Here is a 16,383-nt window from a genome sequence, read left to right as displayed (position 1 = left end):
TCTTTAATTGCAGGCAATAGTTCGACCACCGTCAAAAAAGACGGTCATCGAAAAATGGGTCCGGGAATGGAAAGGGCGCTATGGTACTGGATGGCAGCCATTTCGTCACGCGTCAAAATAGGCCAAGTTGCCCTGTAACCAGTGTAGCAAAGTCGTCGTCGATGAAGGGCAAAATTCCGTCGGCAACCGGCTGAAGCTGACGCGTCAGATAGTGTTCGTAATCCAGAGGCGAGTGCTGATAATCCACCGGTTCCGGACCGTTTATCGTCCAGACGTATTTGATGGTTCCCCGGTTCTGATACTGCGGCGCGCGGCCACGGCGGACGTTTTCTTCATCCGCGAGGCGCGCGGCACGCACGTGCGGAGGAACGTTGCGCTGGTACTCCGCGAGCGGGCGGCGCAGGCGTTTGCGATACACCAGCTGCGCGTCAAGTTCGCCCGCCATCAGGCTGGCTATCGTCTCGCGCACGTAGTCCTGATACGGTTCATTGCGAAACACCCGCAGATAGAGCGTTTGCTGGAACTGTTGCGCCAGCGGCGTCCAGTCGGTACGTACCGTCTCGAGCCCTTTAAACACCATCCGCTGCGCGTCGCCGTCCTGAATCAGCCCGGCGTAGCGCTTCTTGCTGCCCTGATCGGTACCGCGAATGGTGGGCATCAAAAAGCGGGCGAAATGGGTTTCAAATTCCAGCTCCAGCGCGCTGGTTAAACGCGCTTTCTGAAGATGTTCCTGCCACCAGTCGTTCACGAATGCGACCAGCGCTTTGCCGATTTGCGCGGCGTCTTCTTCTGAATGCGCGCCCTTAAGCCACACAAAGGTGGAATCGGTGTCGCCGTAGATGACGTCATAGCCCCGGGACTCAATCAGCGCTTTGGTCTGACGCATGATCTCGTGCCCGCGCATGGTGATCGACGACGCCAGCCGCGGGTCGAAGAAGCGGCAGGCGCTGGTACCCAGCACGCCGTAGAAGGCGTTCATGATAATTTTCAGCGCCTGCGAGAGCGGCTTGTTGCCGTGGCGCTTGGCCTCATCGCGGCCGTGCCAGATGTTTCCCACGATGTCGGGCAGGCAGTGTTTTTCCCGCGAGAAGCGTGCGCCGAGGAAGCCTTCGGTGCTGTGTTCATCATCCGGCTGGGCCAGGCCCTCAACCAGCCCGACGGGATCGATCAGGAAGGTGCGGATTATCGACGGGTAGAGGCTTTTGTAGTCCAGCACCAGAACGGAATCATACAATCCTGGCCGGGAATCCATGACGTAGCCGCCGGGGCTGGCCTGCGGCGGTACCTCTCCGAGGTTAGGGGCGACATATCCTGCCCGGTGCATTCGGGGAAAGTAGAGATGGCTAAAGGCGGCAACCGATCCACCATGCCTGTCGACCGCAAGGCCGTTCACCGTCGCGCGCTCCAGCAGGAAGGGCATAATTTCGGTTTTGTGGAAAATCTGCGTGACCAGCTCACAGTCTTTCAGGTTATAGGTGGCGAGCGCGGGCTTGTCTTCGTTAAAGCGCCGGTCGATCTCGTCCATTCTGTCCCAGGGGTTGTCGATGGATTTGCCTTCGCCAAGCAGCTCCTGCGCCACCGCTTCCAGAGAGAATGAAGAGAAGTTCCAGAAGGCGGACTTGAGCGCCTCGATGCCGTCGATAATCAGGCGACCGTTCGCCTGGGCGAAGAAAACGCCGTTCTTAAAACCATGCTCGCGCCATTCCAGCTCGCTGTTGCCGCGCCCGAGCATCAGCGGGATGCGGTAACGCTCGGCGTGTTTTTGCAGCACGCGCAGGTCGAACTGCACCACGTTCCAGCCGATCAGGACGTCGGGATCGTAGTCGGCAAACCACTGGTTGAGCTTCTCCAGCAGCTGCGGGCGGCTGTTGACGTACTCAAGTCGGAAATCCAGCGCGGAGGCATCACCATTCGGTGGCCCGAGCATATAGACAACCCGATCGCCACAGCCTTCCAGGCCTATGCAGTACAGCTCGCCGTGACGGGTGGTTTCGATATCCAGGGAGACCCACTTCAGCGGCGGGCGATAGTGCGGATTCGGCTTCAGGCGCGCGTTAACGAGGCTGCCGCTATGCGCGGTGCCGTCGACCCAGACGGGGGCGGTAATAAACCGCTCCATCAGAAAGCGTTCCGGTGGGCGGATATCCGCTTCGTAGAGCGTCACACCCGCCTCGCGGAGCAGTTTTTCATAGCGCATCAGCTGACGATGGGCGCGACAGTAAAGCCCATAAACCGGCTGGCGGTGGAAATCTTTCAGTTCAAGCGGGGTGATGCGCCAGCCGTTTTCCCCGCGCAGCAACTGCTTCACCTTCTCGACGTGGGCTTCAGGAATAAAGGCCACGGAGTCCTGCGGGGGCAGCGTAACGTGCAGCGGACCGTTGTCGGTTGCCAGCCAGAACGCGACCTCGGTGCCCTGAGGGGTATCCCGCCAGTGTCGGGTCAGTAAAAAACCTTCTTGCGCCTGCGCCACGCCGTTATCCCATAAAACAAAACCAGGCCTGATTATAGCCTGGTTAAGGTTGTTTTGCTGGGGTTTTATACAGTGTCTGTTTTGCCGGATGGCGCTGCGCTTATCCGGCCTACAGGCTACTGTCCGTAATAGGCCTTCGCACCGTGCTTGCGCAGGTAATGCTTATCCAGCAGGGTTTGCTGCATATCCGGCAGCTGCGGCGCCAGCTGGCGACAGAAGATCCCCATATAGGCGATTTCCTCCAGCACGATCGCGTTATGCACCGCGTCCTCCGCGTTTTTCCCCCAGGCAAACGGGCCGTGGGAGTGCACCAGCACGCCGGGCATTTGCGCCGCGTCGATCCCCTGTTTTTCGAAGGTTTCGACAATCACGTTCCCCGTTTCCCACTCGTACTCACCGTTAATCTCAGCATCGGTCATCAGACGCGTGCAGGGAATGGTGCCGTAAAAGTAGTCCGCGTGGGTGGTGCCGGTCGCCGGGATGGACTGGCCCGCCTGCGCCCAGATGGTGGCGTGGCGCGAATGAGTATGCACGATGCCGCCGATGCTCGGGAATGAGCGGTACAGCAGGCGGTGAGTCGGCGTATCGGAGGACGGTTTTTTCTTACCTTCGACCACTTCGCCGGTCTCGAGGCTGACAACGACCATATCGTCTGCGGTCATCATCGTGTAATCCACGCCGGAAGGCTTAATCACGAACACGCCTTTTTCCCGGTCAACGGCGCTGACGTTGCCCCATGTCAGGGTGACCAGATTATGTTTAGGCAGCGCCAGGTTGGCTTCGAGCACCTGACGTTTGAGATCGTCTAACATTGTTATCTCCTGCCGGATGGCGCTTCGCTTATCCGGCCTACGGTTCCGTAGGCCCGGTAAACGCAGTGCCACCGGGCATTCAGGGCTTAGCGTTTTGAACCGTAATAGACTTCGTTCCAGCGCAGCGCGTCTTTAAAGGCTGGCAGACGGGTGTCATTATCAATCACGGTCAGTTCGATATCGTGCAGCTCGGCAAACTGGCGCATATCGTTCAGATCCAGCGCGTGGCTGAAGACGGTATGGTGCGCGCCACCGGCCAGGATCCAGGCTTCTGACGCGGTCGGCAGGTCCGGCTGTGCTTTCCACAGGGCGTTGGCGACCGGCAGTTTCGGCAGAGAATGTGGCGTTTCAACCGCATCGACGCAGTTCACCAGCAAGCGGAAACGATCGCCCAGATCGATCAGGCTGGCGTTGATGGCCGGACCCGTGCGGGTGTTGAAGATCAGACGCGCCGGATCGGCTTTACCGCCAATGCCGAGGTACTGCACGTCGAGGATTGGTTTTTCCTCTACCGCGATGGAAGGACACACTTCCAGCATGTGCGAGCCGAGCACCAGGTCATTGCCGTTCTCGAAGTGGTAGGTGTAGTCCTCCATAAAGGAGGTGCCGCCCTGCAGACCGGTCGACATCACCTTCATGATGCGAAGCAGAGCGGCAGTTTTCCAGTCGCCTTCGCCGGCAAAGCCGTAGCCCTGCTGCATCAGACGTTGCACTGCCAGACCCGGCAGCTGTTTCAGACCGTGGAGATCTTCAAAAGTGGTGGTAAAGGCGTGGAAGCCGCCCTGTTCCAGGAAGCGCTTCATGCCCAGCTCAATGCGCGCCGCATCCAGCACGTTCTGACGCTTGTCGCCGTTGATCTGTGCCGCAGGCGTCAGGCGGTAACTGCTTTCGTACTCGTCCACCAGCGCGCTCACGTCGCCATCGCTGATTTCATTCACTACCTGCACCAGGTCGCCCACGGCCCAGGTATTCACGGAAAAGCCGAACTTGATCTGCGCGGCCACTTTGTCACCGTCGGTGACCGCCACTTCACGCATGTTGTCGCCGAAACGCACCACTTTCAGGTGGCGGGTATCCTGCTTCGAAACCGCCTGGCGCATCCAGGATCCGATACGCTGTTGCGCCTTGCCATCCTGCCAGTGGCCGGTGACCACCGCGTGCTGCTGACGCATGCGCGCGCCGATGAAGCCGAACTCGCGGCCGCCGTGTGCGGTCTGGTTCAGGTTCATAAAGTCCATGTCGATGCTGTCCCATGGCAGGGAGGCGTTGAACTGGGTATGGAACTGCAGCAGCGGTTTGTTGAGGATAGACAGGCCGTTGATCCACATTTTTGCCGGTGAGAAGGTGTGCAGCCACACCACCAGACCGGCGCATTTATCATCGTAGTTCGCGTCGCGGCAGATATGGGTAATCTCATCCGGCGTTGTGCCCAGCGGTTTCAGCACCAGCTTGCACGGCAGTTTGGCTTCCGCGTTCAGCGCGTTAACGACGTGCTCCGCGTGTTTTGTTACCTGCTGCAGCGCTTCCGGTCCGTACAGATGCTGGCTGCCAATCACAAACCACACTTCATAGTTATTAAAAATGGTCATCATCGTGTCCTTAATGGGTCAGGGTTGCCGTAGTGTCCGCGGTGCTTTTGGCCGGGGCGGCGACAGGGAGATAGTGAAGTTCGGCGCTTTTTGCCCACTGCTGGTAGCGCTGATAAAGCTGTTCAAAGCGTTGTGCCTGCTGAGCACGCGGCTGAAGGGTGTTTTCGACGGCGCTCGCCATGTGCTGCTGCGCGGTGGGGATATCCGCATGGACGCCCGCGGCGACGGCGGCGAAAATCGCCGCGCCCAGCGCGCAGCACTGATCGGACGCCACAATCTGCAGCGGACGGTTCAGCACGTCGCAGCAGGCCTGCATGATCACCGGGTTTTTACGGGCGATGCCGCCCAGCGCCATCACGTTATTCACGTCGATGCCCTGCTCGGTGAAGCACTCCATAATGGCGCGGGCACCGAAGGCCGTTGCGGCAATCAGGCCGCCGAACAGCGCGGGCGCGTCGGTCGCGAGGTTGAGATCGGTAATCACCCCTTTCAGGCGCTGGTTGGCAAACGGTGTGCGACGACCGTTAAACCAGTCCAGCACCACCGGGAGGTGGTCGAGAGAGGGATTTTTGGCCCAGGCTTCGGTAAGCTGCGGCAGAAGCTGCTTTTTGCTCTCGGCGATCTGGGTTTTCAGTTCAGGATGCGCCGCCGCCAGCCGATCCAGCGGCCAGCCCAGCACGCGACCAAACCAGGCGTAGATATCGCCAAACGCGGACTGACCGGCTTCGAGGCCGATGAAGTCCGGTACCACGCTGCCGTCAACCTGGCCACAGATGCCTTTTACCGCGCGGTCGCCGACGGTGGCTTTATCCGCCGTCAGGATGTCGCAGGTGGAGGTGCCGATGACTTTGACCAGCGTGTTTGGCTGCGCGCCCGCGCCCACGGCGCCCATATGGCAGTCAAACGCGCCGCCGGAGATCGCCACGTTTTGCGGCAGGCCGAGGCGCGTCGCCCACTCCTCACAGAGGGTGCCGACGGGAATATCGGCGGTAAAGGTGTCGGTAAACAGCGGGTATGTCAGGCTCTTGTTGATGATCGGGTCGAGTTCATCGAAGAAGGCTGCCGGAGGCAGGCCGCCCCAGCTTTCATGCCACAAGGATTTATGCCCGGCGCTGCAGCGACCGCGGCGGATATCCTGTGGACGCGTGGTGCCGGAGAGCAGAGCAGGCACCCAGTCGCACAGCTCAACCCATGACGCTGCCGCCTGCGCAACGGTTGCGTCGGCACGGGTGACGTGCAGGATCTTGGCCCAGAACCATTCGCTGGAGTAAATTCCGCCGATGTAGCGCGAGTAGTCCGTTTTGCCCGGCTGATGGCACAGGCGGGTGATGGCTTCGGCCTCTTCCACGGCGGTATGGTCTTTCCACAGCACGAACATGGCGTTCGGGTTGTCGGCAAACTCAGGACGCAGCGCCAGCACGCGGCCATTGGCATCCACAGGGGCAGGCGTGGAGCCGGTACTGTCGACGCCAATCCCAACAATATCCGCCCGCTGGGCGTCGGTCAGTTCGGCCAGAACGGTTTTAATGGCCGCTTCCATCGACTCAATGTAGTCACGCGGGTGATGCCGAAACTGGTTGTTCGGCGCATCGCAGTAGCGCCCCTCTTGCCAGCGCGGGTACCACTCAACGCTGGTTGCTATCTCCTGGCCGGACGTACAGTCCACTGCCAGCGCGCGAACCGAATCGCTGCCAAAATCGAGGCCAATCGCAATTGCCATGGTGTTGCTCCATCGAAAAAAGAGGTATGGAAGAACATTAGAGACTGGGGACAAAAGTCGTCAGGCAGGATCCGCTAATCTTATGGACTAAATTGCTGTTACAACGGAAAGTGTGACGCCGTGCAAATATTCAATGTGGACATTTCTGCCGCAGTTATAGACACTTTTGTTACTGCTTATCTGCCTGCTCAGGCGGAGAAATCAGGGGGAAAGGCTGAAACATGGCGGACGTAAAAGCGGCGTGATGCTTTTTGGATCTTTTCGCGGGCCATTTTTAACCTGCTTTTAGTGATATGGACAATTGGTTTCCTTGAGGACCCTTGGGAGAACTGAATCTATGGCCGAAACGCAAAACGATCCTCTGCTGCCGGGATACTCGTTTAACGCGCACCTTGTGGCGGGACTGACTCCTATCGAGGCTGAAGGATATCTCGACTTTTACGTCGACCGACCGCTTGGAATGAAAGGATATATCCTCAACCTGACCGTGCGAGGGGAAGGGATCATCAAAAACGGCGACCAGCAGTTTATCTGCCGCCCGGGGGATATCCTGCTGTTCCCGCCGGGGGAGATCCACCACTATGGCCGTCATCCGGATGCCAAAGAGTGGTATCACCAGTGGGTCTATTTCCGTCCGCGCGCCTACTGGCAGGAGTGGCTTTCCTGGCCGGCTATTTTTGCGCACACCGGTTTTTATCGCCCGGATGAGGTGCATCTGGCGCAGTTTCGCGAGCTTTTTGCGCAGATTATCGAGGCGGGACAGGCCGGTGGGCGCTACGCTGAACTGCTGGCGATTAACCTGCTTGAGCAGCTGCTGCTGCGACGGATGGAGGCGATTAACGCGTCGCTTAACCCGCCGCTGGATAACCGCGTGCGCGACGCCTGCCAGTACATCAGCGACCACCTTGCCGATAGCCAGTTTGATATCGCCAGTGTTGCCCAGCACGTCTGCCTGTCACCGTCGCGTCTGTCGCATCTGTTCCGCCAGCAGCTGGGCGTCAGCGTGTTGAGCTGGCGCGAGGATCAGCGCATCAGCCAGGCGAAGCTGCTGCTCAGCACCACCCGGATGCCCATCGCCACCGTGGGGCGCAACGTGGGCTTTGAGGATCAGCTCTATTTCTCCCGGGTATTTAAAAAATGCACCGGTGCCAGCCCCAGTGAATTCCGCGCTGGATGTGAATAAACGGTAAAAAAAGATAAACAAACAGGTGAATGCGGGAAGCAACCTGTAAACTATTCAGACAATTGTTGCCTTGACGCGGTGCGGGGCGCTAAGCAGAATCGCTGATTCGTTTTCTGACCGGAATAGTTATGCAGGCATTGCTGGAACACTTTATTACCCAGTCCGTTATGTACTCGCTCATCGCCGTGGCGCTGGTGGCGTTTCTGGAGTCGCTGGCACTCGTCGGGTTAATCCTGCCCGGTACCGTAATGATGGCAGGGCTTGGGGCGCTGATCGGCAGCGGTGAGGTCAATTTCTGGCAGGCGTGGCTGGCGGGAATGATCGGCTGCCTGCTCGGCGACTGGATCTCCTTCTGGCTGGGCTGGCGCTTTAAGAAGCCGCTGCACCGCTGGTCGTTCATGAAAAAGAACAAAGCCTTGCTGGATAAGACCGAGCATGCGCTGCACCAGCACAGCATGTTTACCATCCTCGTTGGCCGCTTCGTTGGGCCAACGCGTCCGCTGGTGCCGATGGTGGCCGGAATGCTGGATCTGCCCGTTGCGAAATTCGTGGTGCCAAACATTATCGGCTGCGTCTTCTGGCCGCCGTTCTACTTCCTGCCGGGGATCCTTGCAGGGGCCGCCATCGATATTCCTGACGGTATGCAAAGCGGTGAGTTTAAGTGGCTGCTGCTGGGCACGGCGCTGCTGCTGTGGCTGGCGGCATGGCTCTGCTGGCGACTGTGGCGCAGCGCGAAAGCGAGCGTCGATCGCCTGACGCGCTATCTCCCGCGTACTCGCCTGCTCTGGCTGGCCCCGCTGACGCTGGGTGTAGCGTTGGTGGCGGTAGTGGCGCTGATTCGTCACCCGCTAATGCCGGTGTACGGTGAGATCCTGTTGAAAGTTGTGAGCCGTTAAGCGCCGGGCGGCACTGCGTTTGCCCGGCCTACGGTTTTATACCCAATAATCCAGAAGCGCTTTCTTTTCCGCTCATTAATGCTTCTGTTGCTCCATCCCACAAAATGCGTCCCTTCGCGATCACCACCGATCGCGGGGCAATCCGTGCGGCATCCTCAATACTGTGCGAAACCATCAGCATCGTCAGCTGCTGGTGCTGACAGACGTCCTGCACCAGGGCCAGCATCTCCTGACGCAGCGCGGGATCGAGCGCCGAGAACGGCTCATCCAGCAGCAGTATCGGCTGCTCGCGCACCAGACAACGTGCCAGCGCCACGCGCTGACGCTGCCCGCCGGAGAGCTCGCCCGGCAGCCTGTCGATGAATTCGGTGATCCCCATCTGCGCGGCAATGACCTCCAGCTTATGGCGCTGATCATCGTTCAGCCTGAGTCCCGGGTGCATTCCCAGCGCGATGTTTTGCCGCACCGTCAGGTGGGTAAACAGGTTGTTTTCCTGAAACAGCATTGAGACAGGACGTTTAGCCGGAGGGGCGCTGGTGAAATCACGATTATCGATGGCTATCGACCCGCTGGCAGGTTGCAGAAAACCGGCGATCAAATTGAGCAAGGTGCTTTTCCCGGCACCGCTTGGGCCAAGCACGGCGATCATCTCTCCCTGGCGCACGGAGAGCGTGAAGCGCATCGGCAGATGCTGATAAAGCCAGGTTACATCAGTCAGTTTTAACATCACGCCCCGGAAGTTTTTCGATAACGGTAAATAAGGCAAAGCACAGCAGCAGCAGTAACAGTGCGGTCACCGCGCCGTCCTGACTGCGGTAAGAGCCGATTTGCTGATAGAGCCAGTATGGCAGCGTGCGGAAATCGTCATTGCCGAACAGCGCCACGACCCCAAAGTCTCCAATAGAGAGCACGCAGGCAAACGCCAGCGCCTGTGCCAGCGGACGCTTTAGCGCGCGCAGTTCAACCACCTTCAGTCGCTGCCAGCCCTGCATGCCCAGCGACTGGCACAGCAAACTGTAGCGGCTGTTGACGTCGCGCATCGGGTTTTCCAGCACCTTGAGCGCGTAAGGAATAGCCATTAAGGCGTTGGTAAAGATCACAATGCCGTCGGCCCTTTCGGGCAGGCCGAGGGTGCTGTTGAACAGTAAAAAGAAGCCCGTTGCCAGTACAATCCCCGGCATAGCAAGAATCAGCATGCCCGTCAGCTCCAGCATTTGTCCGGCTTTTTGCGCCTGGCGGGCGTAAAGCTCACGGCTGCTCCACAACAGCATCATGGTCAGGATGACGCACAGTAATCCGGCAGCCAGAGCGATACGCAGCGAGGTCCAGGTGGCCTGCCAGAGGACGGGCTGTTGCAGGACAGACATGAGATTGAGGTTCAGTCCGTCAACGATAACGGCCAGCAGCGGCGGCAACAGCAGCAGGAGCGCCAGCCCGATCAGGATAACATCGCTGACGCGGCTGTGCAGGCTGTCCTGCGGATCGCGCCAGCCGGTTATTTGATGACTGCCAGCGGGAATGGCTTTACTCAGCCGCTGGCTCAACAGTACCAGTGCAAGGCAGCACGCCATCTGGACTATCGCCAGCAGTGCGGCGCGACCGGGATCGTAGTCGTAACTCAGCGCCTGGTAAATCGCCAGCTCAATGGTGGTGGCCTGCGGCCCGCCGCCAAGTGACAGCACGGTGGCAAAGCTGGCGAAGCAGAGCATGAAGATTAATGCCGCTACGGGCGGGAGCTGGCGGCGCAGCCACGGCCATTCGACAAAGCGGAAGAACGACCAGCCGCGCATGCCGAGCTGGGCGGCAATCTGCCGCTGTTCGCCGGGAATGTTCTCCAGCGCCTGCAAAAAGAGGCGCGTTGCCATCGGCATATTGAAAAAAACGTGTGCCAGCAGGATGCCCTGCAGTCCGTAAGGCGAGAATGACCATTCCAGACCAAGCTGGCCGAACAGCGAAGCCAGCCACCCCTGGCGACCGTAAACACTCAGAATACCAAATACCGCCACCAGCACGGGCAGGATCAGCGTCATGGCGCACAGGCGCAGCAGAGCCTGCCTGCCAGGGAAACGCCGCCGATACAGCGCGCGTGCAAGAAAAATAGCCGGGAGCACCGACATCAGGGCAGAAAGAAACGCCTGCCAGAAGGAGAACCGAATGACGTGCCAGAGGTAGCTGTCGTGCCAGAGAGCGAGCAGGTCGCTCTCTGGCGCGTTAAACCACAGCGCAAGAAAAGCCCCCAGACTGACAGCCACCATTACGACGGCGGCGAGCAGCCCGGGAAGCAACCAGCCGGGAATTAACGGCTGACGGCGCGTTGCCATTCACTTACCCATGCGGCACGCTGCGCGGCGACCTGCTGCGGTGTAAACTCCAGCGAGGTTTTCGGTTTGGTCAACTGTTCAAAACCTGCAGGCAGTGCAACGCTGGTGACCGGATACATCCAGTTGCCTGCGGGAATGGCATTCTGGAATGCCGGCGAAACCATAAACTTCAGGAACTTCTCGGCCAGCTCAGGCTGCTTGCTGGCAGCGGTACGCGCGGCCACTTCCACCTGCAGATAGTGCCCTTCCGCAAAATCTGCGGCAGCATAGTTATCTTTCTTCTCGGCGATAATGTGGTAGGCCGGGGAGGTGGTGTAGCTCAGCACCAGGTCGCTTTCGCCTTTGAGGAACAGGCCATAGGCTTCGCTCCAGCCTTTGGTCACGGTCACGGTTTTGGCGGCCAGCTTCTGCCACGCTTCCGGCGCCTTATCGCCGTAGACTTTCTGCATCCACAGCAGCAGACCCAGGCCCGGCGTGCTGGTCCGCGGATCTTCATAAATCACGCGCCACTTCTGGTCGCTTTCCACCAGCTCTTTCAGGCTCTTCGGCGGGTTTTTCAGCTTGTTTTTGTCGTAAACAAAAGCAAAGTAGCCGTAGTCGAACGGCACAAAGGTGTCGTTCTTCCAGCCGCCAGGCACGTTAACGGCCTCTGCTGCGACGCCGCTTTTGGCAAACAGTTTGGTCTGCGAGGCGGCGTCCAGCAGGTTGTTATCCAGACCGAGCACTACGTCAGCCTTGCTGTTTTTCCCTTCCATGCGCAGACGGTTGAGCAGTGAAACGCCATCTTCCAGCGCCACGAACTTCAGCTCGCAGTTGCAGTCAGCTTCAAAGGCTTTTTTGACAACCGGGCCAGGGCCCCAGTCGGCAGAGAAGGAGTCGTAGGTGTAGACCGTCAGGACGGGTTTGGCTAAAGCGGGCAGCGCGAAAAGCGCCAGCAGGGGGAGAACTTTTTTTAACACTTTGCACCTCAGGGTTGAGTGGCAAAGGATTTTGAGCGACAGCCTCAAATCCCTTCGCCGGCGTTATCCGGATCAGGTTCGACGGGTATTATCTCAGCGCACATCTGTGATGCAGCACCCCGTTGAGAACGGCGCTATTGTAATGATTTGGTGAATATTACGAAAGCGTTATGGCTCCGGGGGCGCAAACCAGGCGGATTTGAAATCAAACCAGCCCAGGGTGTTCATCCGCAGGCCGCGCATGCTGCGCTGGCCCTGAATCATCAGCCAGTGGTGGATCAACGGGACGATGGCCTGTTCGGCCAGCAGTTGCTGGCACCACACGGCAAGATTCATTTCGCCTGCACGCCACAGGGCGGCATCCTGCTGCCAGTCCCGGTCGATGCAGTGCTGGATCAACGGGACTTCAAACAAATGCGAGAAAAGGGAAAAATCGAGCGGCAGGGTAAAATTAGCGCTGTTGAGCCAGATATCGCTGGCGATCTCCCCCTGATGCCATTCGTCATAGTCCACTTCCCTGATGTCCAGCCTGACCCCCTCGGCTGCCAGCAGGCGGGTCATTATCCTCGCGATAAAACGATGCTCAACATGCTCGCGGTAGTAGGTCAGGGTGATGGACTCCAGCCCTGCGGGTTTGTCGCAGTGTGACGGTCGGGCGTGGTGCCAGCGCGGAAGCAGGCCGTACGCCGGGAACCAGTATGTCTGGTACTGCGCTTCCGCATGGTAGATCAGATTGGAAGGGGACAACACGTGGCTGATCCACTTGCGGACATCCTGGTTTGCCCCGCGGTGGGTGCGGCGGTCAAAGAGGAGATAGTAGCATCCCTCCTCCAGGCGGCTCTCCACGGCTTTTTCTCCCGTGGTGGGGCCTTCAAGCGTCAGCCCGCAGCTCAGGTCTTCATTGAGATCCGGCAATACCCACACGTTGACTTCGTCGATCAGCGCCCGATAGCCAAAGTAGTCATCGAACGCGCGGATTTTCAGCTGGTTGCTGTTATTGCGGGACACGGCGTAGGGGCCGGTGCCAATTGGCTGGCTGGCAAAATTGTTCATCGATTCCCACTCGCCGGGCAAAATCATCGACGGTACATAGCCCAGCAGCCAGGGAAGCCACTTGTCCTGCTGCGACAGCTCAATATCCAGCGTCCAGGCCGTGGGGGAGTGGATGCGCGAAATATGCGAGTAGAGCGGCAGCCTGCGGGCGCGTTCCAGAGAGGCGATGACGTCGTGCATCTCCAGTTCGCGACCGTGGTGAAAGTGGATGCCGGGGCGTAAGAAAAAGCGCCAGTGAAGCGGGGAAACCTGCTGCCAGTGGTGCGCGATATCCGCCTCCAGTTCCCCGTTTTCCTCATTTATCCGCGTCAGGCCGCTGAAGATTTGTCGGGCCATATGGGTTTCTGAGCGGCGTAACGCCGTGCCGGGCAACAGATTTTTCATTGGCCGATAGTAGAGTACCCGCAGAATGTGTCGGCCCTGACGAAAACTGCGTCCGAGATGGGAGACCAGCATCTGGCGCACGGCGGCTTTGTCGCCCACCAGCTGGACCAGCTGATCGATGCGGTCCTGCTCGAGCAGGTCTTCTGCTCGCTGCTGCTGCAATGCCAGCCCGGTGTAGAGAAAGGTCAGCCGCGAGCGTTTCCCGCGTCCCGCTTCCGCTTCCCAGCTTAACCACCCCTGCTGCTGCATGGTGTTGAGCAACGTGCGCATATGACGGCGGGAACAGCTAAGCAGGTCAGCCAGCTCGTTGAGCGTCGTTTCCTGCGATTGCCCCTCGCAGCACTGCCAGAGGCGGATAAATTGTTGCTGCAGACGACCGGAAGGCATAAAAGGGGAACTCCTGACAAAAAACCAGCAATTTATTAATCCCTATATTAGGCCAATAATGCTTCCCGATGAAGCGAGGAGGTAAATGATGAAGAGGTCTACCGCACGTCAGTTTTATCAGCAGTACTTTTCAGCGACAAAAGGATCGTCCTGGCTGGCCCGCCAGTGTGCAGAGCAACGGCTGAAAATGTTAGAAGAACTGATGCAGTGGGATGTTACGAAACCGGCCTCTTCTTGCTGACTCGCCTCGATCATGTGTGACTGAGTATTGGTGCTTATCACCCGCCAGCAAAATGTTTTTGCTGGCTTTTTTCGTTTATTCTTTCACCCAATTTCGATTCGCTTTCACAAGGACTTGCTCATGCTGTGGTTGATGACGATGGGGCGACGCCTGAACGGCGTGTATGCCGCTTTTATGCTGGTGGCCTTTATGATGGGTGTGGCGGGGGCGCTGCAGGCGCCGACGCTGAGCCTGTTTCTCAGCCGCGAGGTGGGGGCGCAGCCGTTTTGGGTGGGGCTGTTTTATACCGTCAACGCGATTGCCGGGATCCTGGTCAGCCTGTGGCTGGCAAAACGATCCGACAGTCAGGGTGACAGGCGCAGGCTGATCCTCTTTTGCTGCGCCATGGCGGTGGGCAACGCGCTGCTCTTTGCTTTCAACCGTCATTATCTGACGCTCATTACCTGCGGCGTGCTGCTGGCATCACTGGCGAACACCGCCATGCCGCAACTGTTCGCCCTGGCGCGGGAATATGCGGATAGCTCGGCAAGGGAAGTGGTGATGTTCAGCTCGGTGATGCGTGCCCAGCTCTCGCTGGCGTGGGTCATTGGTCCGCCGCTGGCCTTTATGCTGGCGTTGAACTACGGCTTTACCACCATGTTCACCATCGCGGCCGGGATTTTTGTCATCAGCCTGGCGCTGATAGCCTTTGCGCTGCCGTCCGTGGCGCGCGTCGAACAGACAACGGATAAACCGCTCACCCAGGTGAGCGGCTGGCAGGACAAAAACGTCCGTATGCTGTTTATTGCCTCCACGCTGATGTGGACCTGCAACACCATGTACATCATCGACATGCCGCTGTGGATCAGCAGCGATCTGGGCTTACCGGACAAGCTTGCGGGGATCTTAATGGGGACCGCTGCCGGGCTGGAAATTCCGGCAATGATTCTGGCGGGATATTACGTAAAGCGTTTCGGTAAACGCAAAATGATGGTGGTTGCGGTTGCAGCCGGGGTGTTGTTTTATCTTGGGCTGATCTTATTCCACTCGCGCGAAGCGCTGCTGGCGCTGCAGCTGTTTAATGCTGTGTTCATTGGGATCGTCGCCGGAATCGGCATGCTCTGGTTTCAGGATCTGATGCCCGGACGCGCGGGATCGGCCACGACGCTCTTTACGAACAGTATTTCAACCGGGGTGATTCTGGCCGGTGTGATCCAGGGCGCGCTGGCGCAAAGCTATGGTCATACGTCGGTTTACTGGATGATTGCGGCGATATCCGTCGTGACGCTCCTCCTGACCTGCCGGGTAAAAGACGTCTGATTCTGGAAGACGGCTTCACAAAATGGAACGACATTCTGACAGAGATCACGAAGGGGAATAGAGTGCGTGGCGGGTGCTTGAGGCTGTTTGCCTCAGGCTTTCGCAAGAGGCAAACAGTGGAGAGTCCCACATCAAAAAAACTGATGGGGAGACAAACTTCACAACGATCATTGCGAGGTTAGTCTCTTCATTGCCGAAAAGCAATAAGGAGGCTGGAATGCCAAAACGTACTCTGCTGTTAGGTTTGTTTCTGATCTGTACGACGTTATTGATCTTCACCTGGATGGTCCGTGATTCGTTGTGTGAATTGCATTTCAGACAGGAGAAAACAGAGATGGCGGCAGTGTTGGCTTACGAAGCAAAACGTTAGCGGTATGGGCGGGGAAGTTTCCCCGCCTCTCCAGAGTGGTTGAGCCTCAACGCACCCTTATCAATGGCCCGCATTTCGCGGGCCATTGCCTTTAGCCCATAAACGCAGGCTGTTTTTTCTCGTACGCTGAGATGGCGTCTTCGTGCTGTAGCGTCAAACCAATGCTGTCCAGACCGTTCAGCATGCAGTGACGGCGGAATGCATCAATGCTAAAGCTGTAGGTCTTATCCCCGGCTTTCACCACTTCCGCTTCCAGATCCACTTCAAACGACATGCCCGGATTGGCCTTAACCAGCGCAAACAATTCATCGACCTGCTCATCGCTCAGCGTCACCGGCAGCAGCTGGTTGTTGAAGCTGTTGCCGTAGAAGATATCCGCAAAGCTTGGGGCAATGACCACCTTAAAGCCGTAGTCGGTGAGCGCCCATGGCGCATGCTCACGCGACGAGCCGCAGCCAAAGTTTTCCCGCGCCAGCAAAATGGAGGCACCTTTGTATTCCGGGAAGTTCAGAACGAATTCCGGATTAGGCACTTCGCCTTTGTCGTCCAGGAAACGCCAGTCGTTGAACAGGTGCGCGCCAAAGCCGGTACGCGTCACCTTCTGCAAAAACTGCTTAGGAATAATGGCGTCAGTATCGACGTTCGCGGCGTCCAGCGGGACAACCCGGCCCGTATGTTGGGTAAATTTCTCTGCCATGA

14 protein-coding genes and 1 riboswitch are annotated in these 16,383 nt (G+C 58.4%); of the genes, 5 read left to right on the top strand and 9 right to left on the bottom strand.

The window, feature by feature from the left end:
* Positions 1–112: 112 nt before the first annotated feature.
* The 4 genes from polB to araB form a co-directional block, all read right to left on the bottom strand.
* On the bottom strand, positions 113–2,470 hold the full coding sequence (gene polB / locus CWR52_RS08665; protein ID WP_104949410.1) for a DNA polymerase II: 2,358 nt from the start codon (positions 2,468–2,470) through the stop codon (positions 113–115).
* A gap of 116 nt (positions 2,471–2,586) precedes the next feature.
* Positions 2,587–3,282 carry an L-ribulose-5-phosphate 4-epimerase gene (gene araD, locus CWR52_RS08660; protein ID WP_104949409.1) on the bottom strand — a complete coding sequence of 232 codons (696 nt, stop codon included), beginning with the start codon at positions 3,280–3,282 and terminating at the stop codon, positions 2,587–2,589.
* 86 nt (positions 3,283–3,368) lie between these two features.
* Positions 3,369–4,871: an L-arabinose isomerase gene (araA, locus tag CWR52_RS08655; protein WP_032649842.1), complete on the bottom strand. Its 1,503-nt coding sequence runs from the start codon at positions 4,869–4,871 to the stop codon at positions 3,369–3,371.
* A gap of 10 nt (positions 4,872–4,881) precedes the next feature.
* Positions 4,882–6,591, bottom strand: a complete 1,710-nt coding sequence (gene araB, locus CWR52_RS08650; RefSeq protein ID WP_104949408.1) for a ribulokinase — start codon at positions 6,589–6,591, stop codon at positions 4,882–4,884.
* A 337-nt stretch (positions 6,592–6,928) separates the two neighbouring features.
* Here araB and araC point away from each other — a divergent pair, with 337 nt between their 5' ends.
* Entirely contained in the window at positions 6,929–7,774 is an 846-nt protein-coding gene (araC, locus tag CWR52_RS08645; RefSeq protein ID WP_047346332.1) for an arabinose operon transcriptional regulator AraC, read from the top strand.
* A gap of 128 nt (positions 7,775–7,902) precedes the next feature.
* Positions 7,903–8,670, top strand: a complete 768-nt coding sequence (locus CWR52_RS08640; protein WP_104949407.1) for a DedA family protein — start codon at positions 7,903–7,905, stop codon at positions 8,668–8,670.
* Between the two features lie 28 nt (positions 8,671–8,698).
* Here CWR52_RS08640 and thiQ read toward each other — a convergent pair whose 3' ends face one another.
* The 4 genes from thiQ to sgrR form a co-directional block, all read right to left on the bottom strand.
* Entirely contained in the window at positions 8,699–9,397 is a 699-nt protein-coding gene (thiQ, locus tag CWR52_RS08635; protein ID WP_104949406.1) for a thiamine ABC transporter ATP-binding protein ThiQ, read from the bottom strand.
* Positions 9,381–10,991 (bottom strand): thiamine/thiamine pyrophosphate ABC transporter permease ThiP, encoded by a 1,611-nt coding sequence (gene thiP / locus CWR52_RS08630; RefSeq protein WP_104949405.1) that lies wholly within the window; start codon positions 10,989–10,991, stop codon positions 9,381–9,383. Before thiP ends, thiQ begins: the two co-directional genes overlap by 17 nt.
* Complete coding sequence (thiB, locus tag CWR52_RS08625) at positions 10,967–11,950, bottom strand: thiamine ABC transporter substrate binding subunit (protein ID WP_104949404.1); 984 nt, start codon at positions 11,948–11,950, stop codon at positions 10,967–10,969. Before thiB ends, thiP begins: the two co-directional genes overlap by 25 nt.
* Positions 11,951–11,981: 31 nt before the next feature.
* Positions 11,982–12,082: riboswitch (TPP riboswitch) on the bottom strand.
* 36 nt (positions 12,083–12,118) lie between these two features.
* The gene (gene sgrR / locus CWR52_RS08620) at positions 12,119–13,774 is read right to left on the bottom strand and encodes an HTH-type transcriptional regulator SgrR (RefSeq protein ID WP_104949403.1); all 1,656 of its coding nucleotides are present in this window, start codon (positions 13,772–13,774) and stop codon (positions 12,119–12,121) included.
* An 88-nt stretch (positions 13,775–13,862) separates the two neighbouring features.
* Here sgrR and sgrT point away from each other — a divergent pair, with 88 nt between their 5' ends.
* From sgrT to CWR52_RS08605, 3 genes are all read left to right on the top strand, one after another.
* The gene (gene sgrT / locus CWR52_RS08615) at positions 13,863–14,015 is read left to right on the top strand and encodes a glucose uptake inhibitor SgrT (protein WP_104950902.1); all 153 of its coding nucleotides are present in this window, start codon (positions 13,863–13,865) and stop codon (positions 14,013–14,015) included.
* Between the two features lie 120 nt (positions 14,016–14,135).
* The gene (locus tag CWR52_RS08610) at positions 14,136–15,314 is read left to right on the top strand and encodes a sugar efflux transporter (protein ID WP_104949402.1); all 1,179 of its coding nucleotides are present in this window, start codon (positions 14,136–14,138) and stop codon (positions 15,312–15,314) included.
* Between the two features lie 217 nt (positions 15,315–15,531).
* Positions 15,532–15,684: a Hok/Gef family protein gene (locus CWR52_RS08605; RefSeq protein WP_045907789.1), complete on the top strand. Its 153-nt coding sequence runs from the start codon at positions 15,532–15,534 to the stop codon at positions 15,682–15,684.
* 91 nt (positions 15,685–15,775) lie between these two features.
* Here CWR52_RS08605 and leuD read toward each other — a convergent pair whose 3' ends face one another.
* Entirely contained in the window at positions 15,776–16,381 is a 606-nt protein-coding gene (leuD, locus tag CWR52_RS08600; RefSeq protein ID WP_023616037.1) for a 3-isopropylmalate dehydratase small subunit, read from the bottom strand.
* Between the last annotated feature and the right edge of the window lie 2 nt (positions 16,382–16,383).

The sequence above is a fragment of the Enterobacter sp. SGAir0187 genome (assembly GCF_002952735.2).
GTDB lineage: Bacteria > Pseudomonadota > Gammaproteobacteria > Enterobacterales > Enterobacteriaceae > Enterobacter > Enterobacter quasiroggenkampii.
Note: the sequence above shows the minus strand (reverse complement) of the source record. Positions and strands in the feature narration are given on the sequence as shown.

Coding starts and splice junctions, on each gene's coding strand:
- araD (WP_104949409.1), bottom strand. CDS start 3,282: ATGTTAGACGATCTCAAACGTCAGGTGCTCGAAGCCAACCTGGCGCTG.
- araA (WP_032649842.1), bottom strand. CDS start 4,871: ATGACCATTTTTAATAACTATGAAGTGTGGTTTGTGATTGGCAGCCAG.
- araB (WP_104949408.1), bottom strand. CDS start 6,591: ATGGCAATTGCGATTGGCCTCGATTTTGGCAGCGATTCGGTTCGCGCG.
- araC (WP_047346332.1), top strand. CDS start 6,929: ATGGCCGAAACGCAAAACGATCCTCTGCTGCCGGGATACTCGTTTAAC.
- CWR52_RS08640 (WP_104949407.1), top strand. CDS start 7,903: ATGCAGGCATTGCTGGAACACTTTATTACCCAGTCCGTTATGTACTCG.
- thiQ (WP_104949406.1), bottom strand. CDS start 9,397: ATGTTAAAACTGACTGATGTAACCTGGCTTTATCAGCATCTGCCGATG.
- thiP (WP_104949405.1), bottom strand. CDS start 10,991: ATGGCAACGCGCCGTCAGCCGTTAATTCCCGGCTGGTTGCTTCCCGGG.
- sgrR (WP_104949403.1), bottom strand. CDS start 13,774: ATGCCTTCCGGTCGTCTGCAGCAACAATTTATCCGCCTCTGGCAGTGC.
- sgrT (WP_104950902.1), top strand. CDS start 13,863: ATGAAGAGGTCTACCGCACGTCAGTTTTATCAGCAGTACTTTTCAGCG.
- CWR52_RS08610 (WP_104949402.1), top strand. CDS start 14,136: ATGCTGTGGTTGATGACGATGGGGCGACGCCTGAACGGCGTGTATGCC.
- CWR52_RS08605 (WP_045907789.1), top strand. CDS start 15,532: ATGCCAAAACGTACTCTGCTGTTAGGTTTGTTTCTGATCTGTACGACG.
- leuD (WP_023616037.1), bottom strand. CDS start 16,381: ATGGCAGAGAAATTTACCCAACATACGGGCCGGGTTGTCCCGCTGGAC.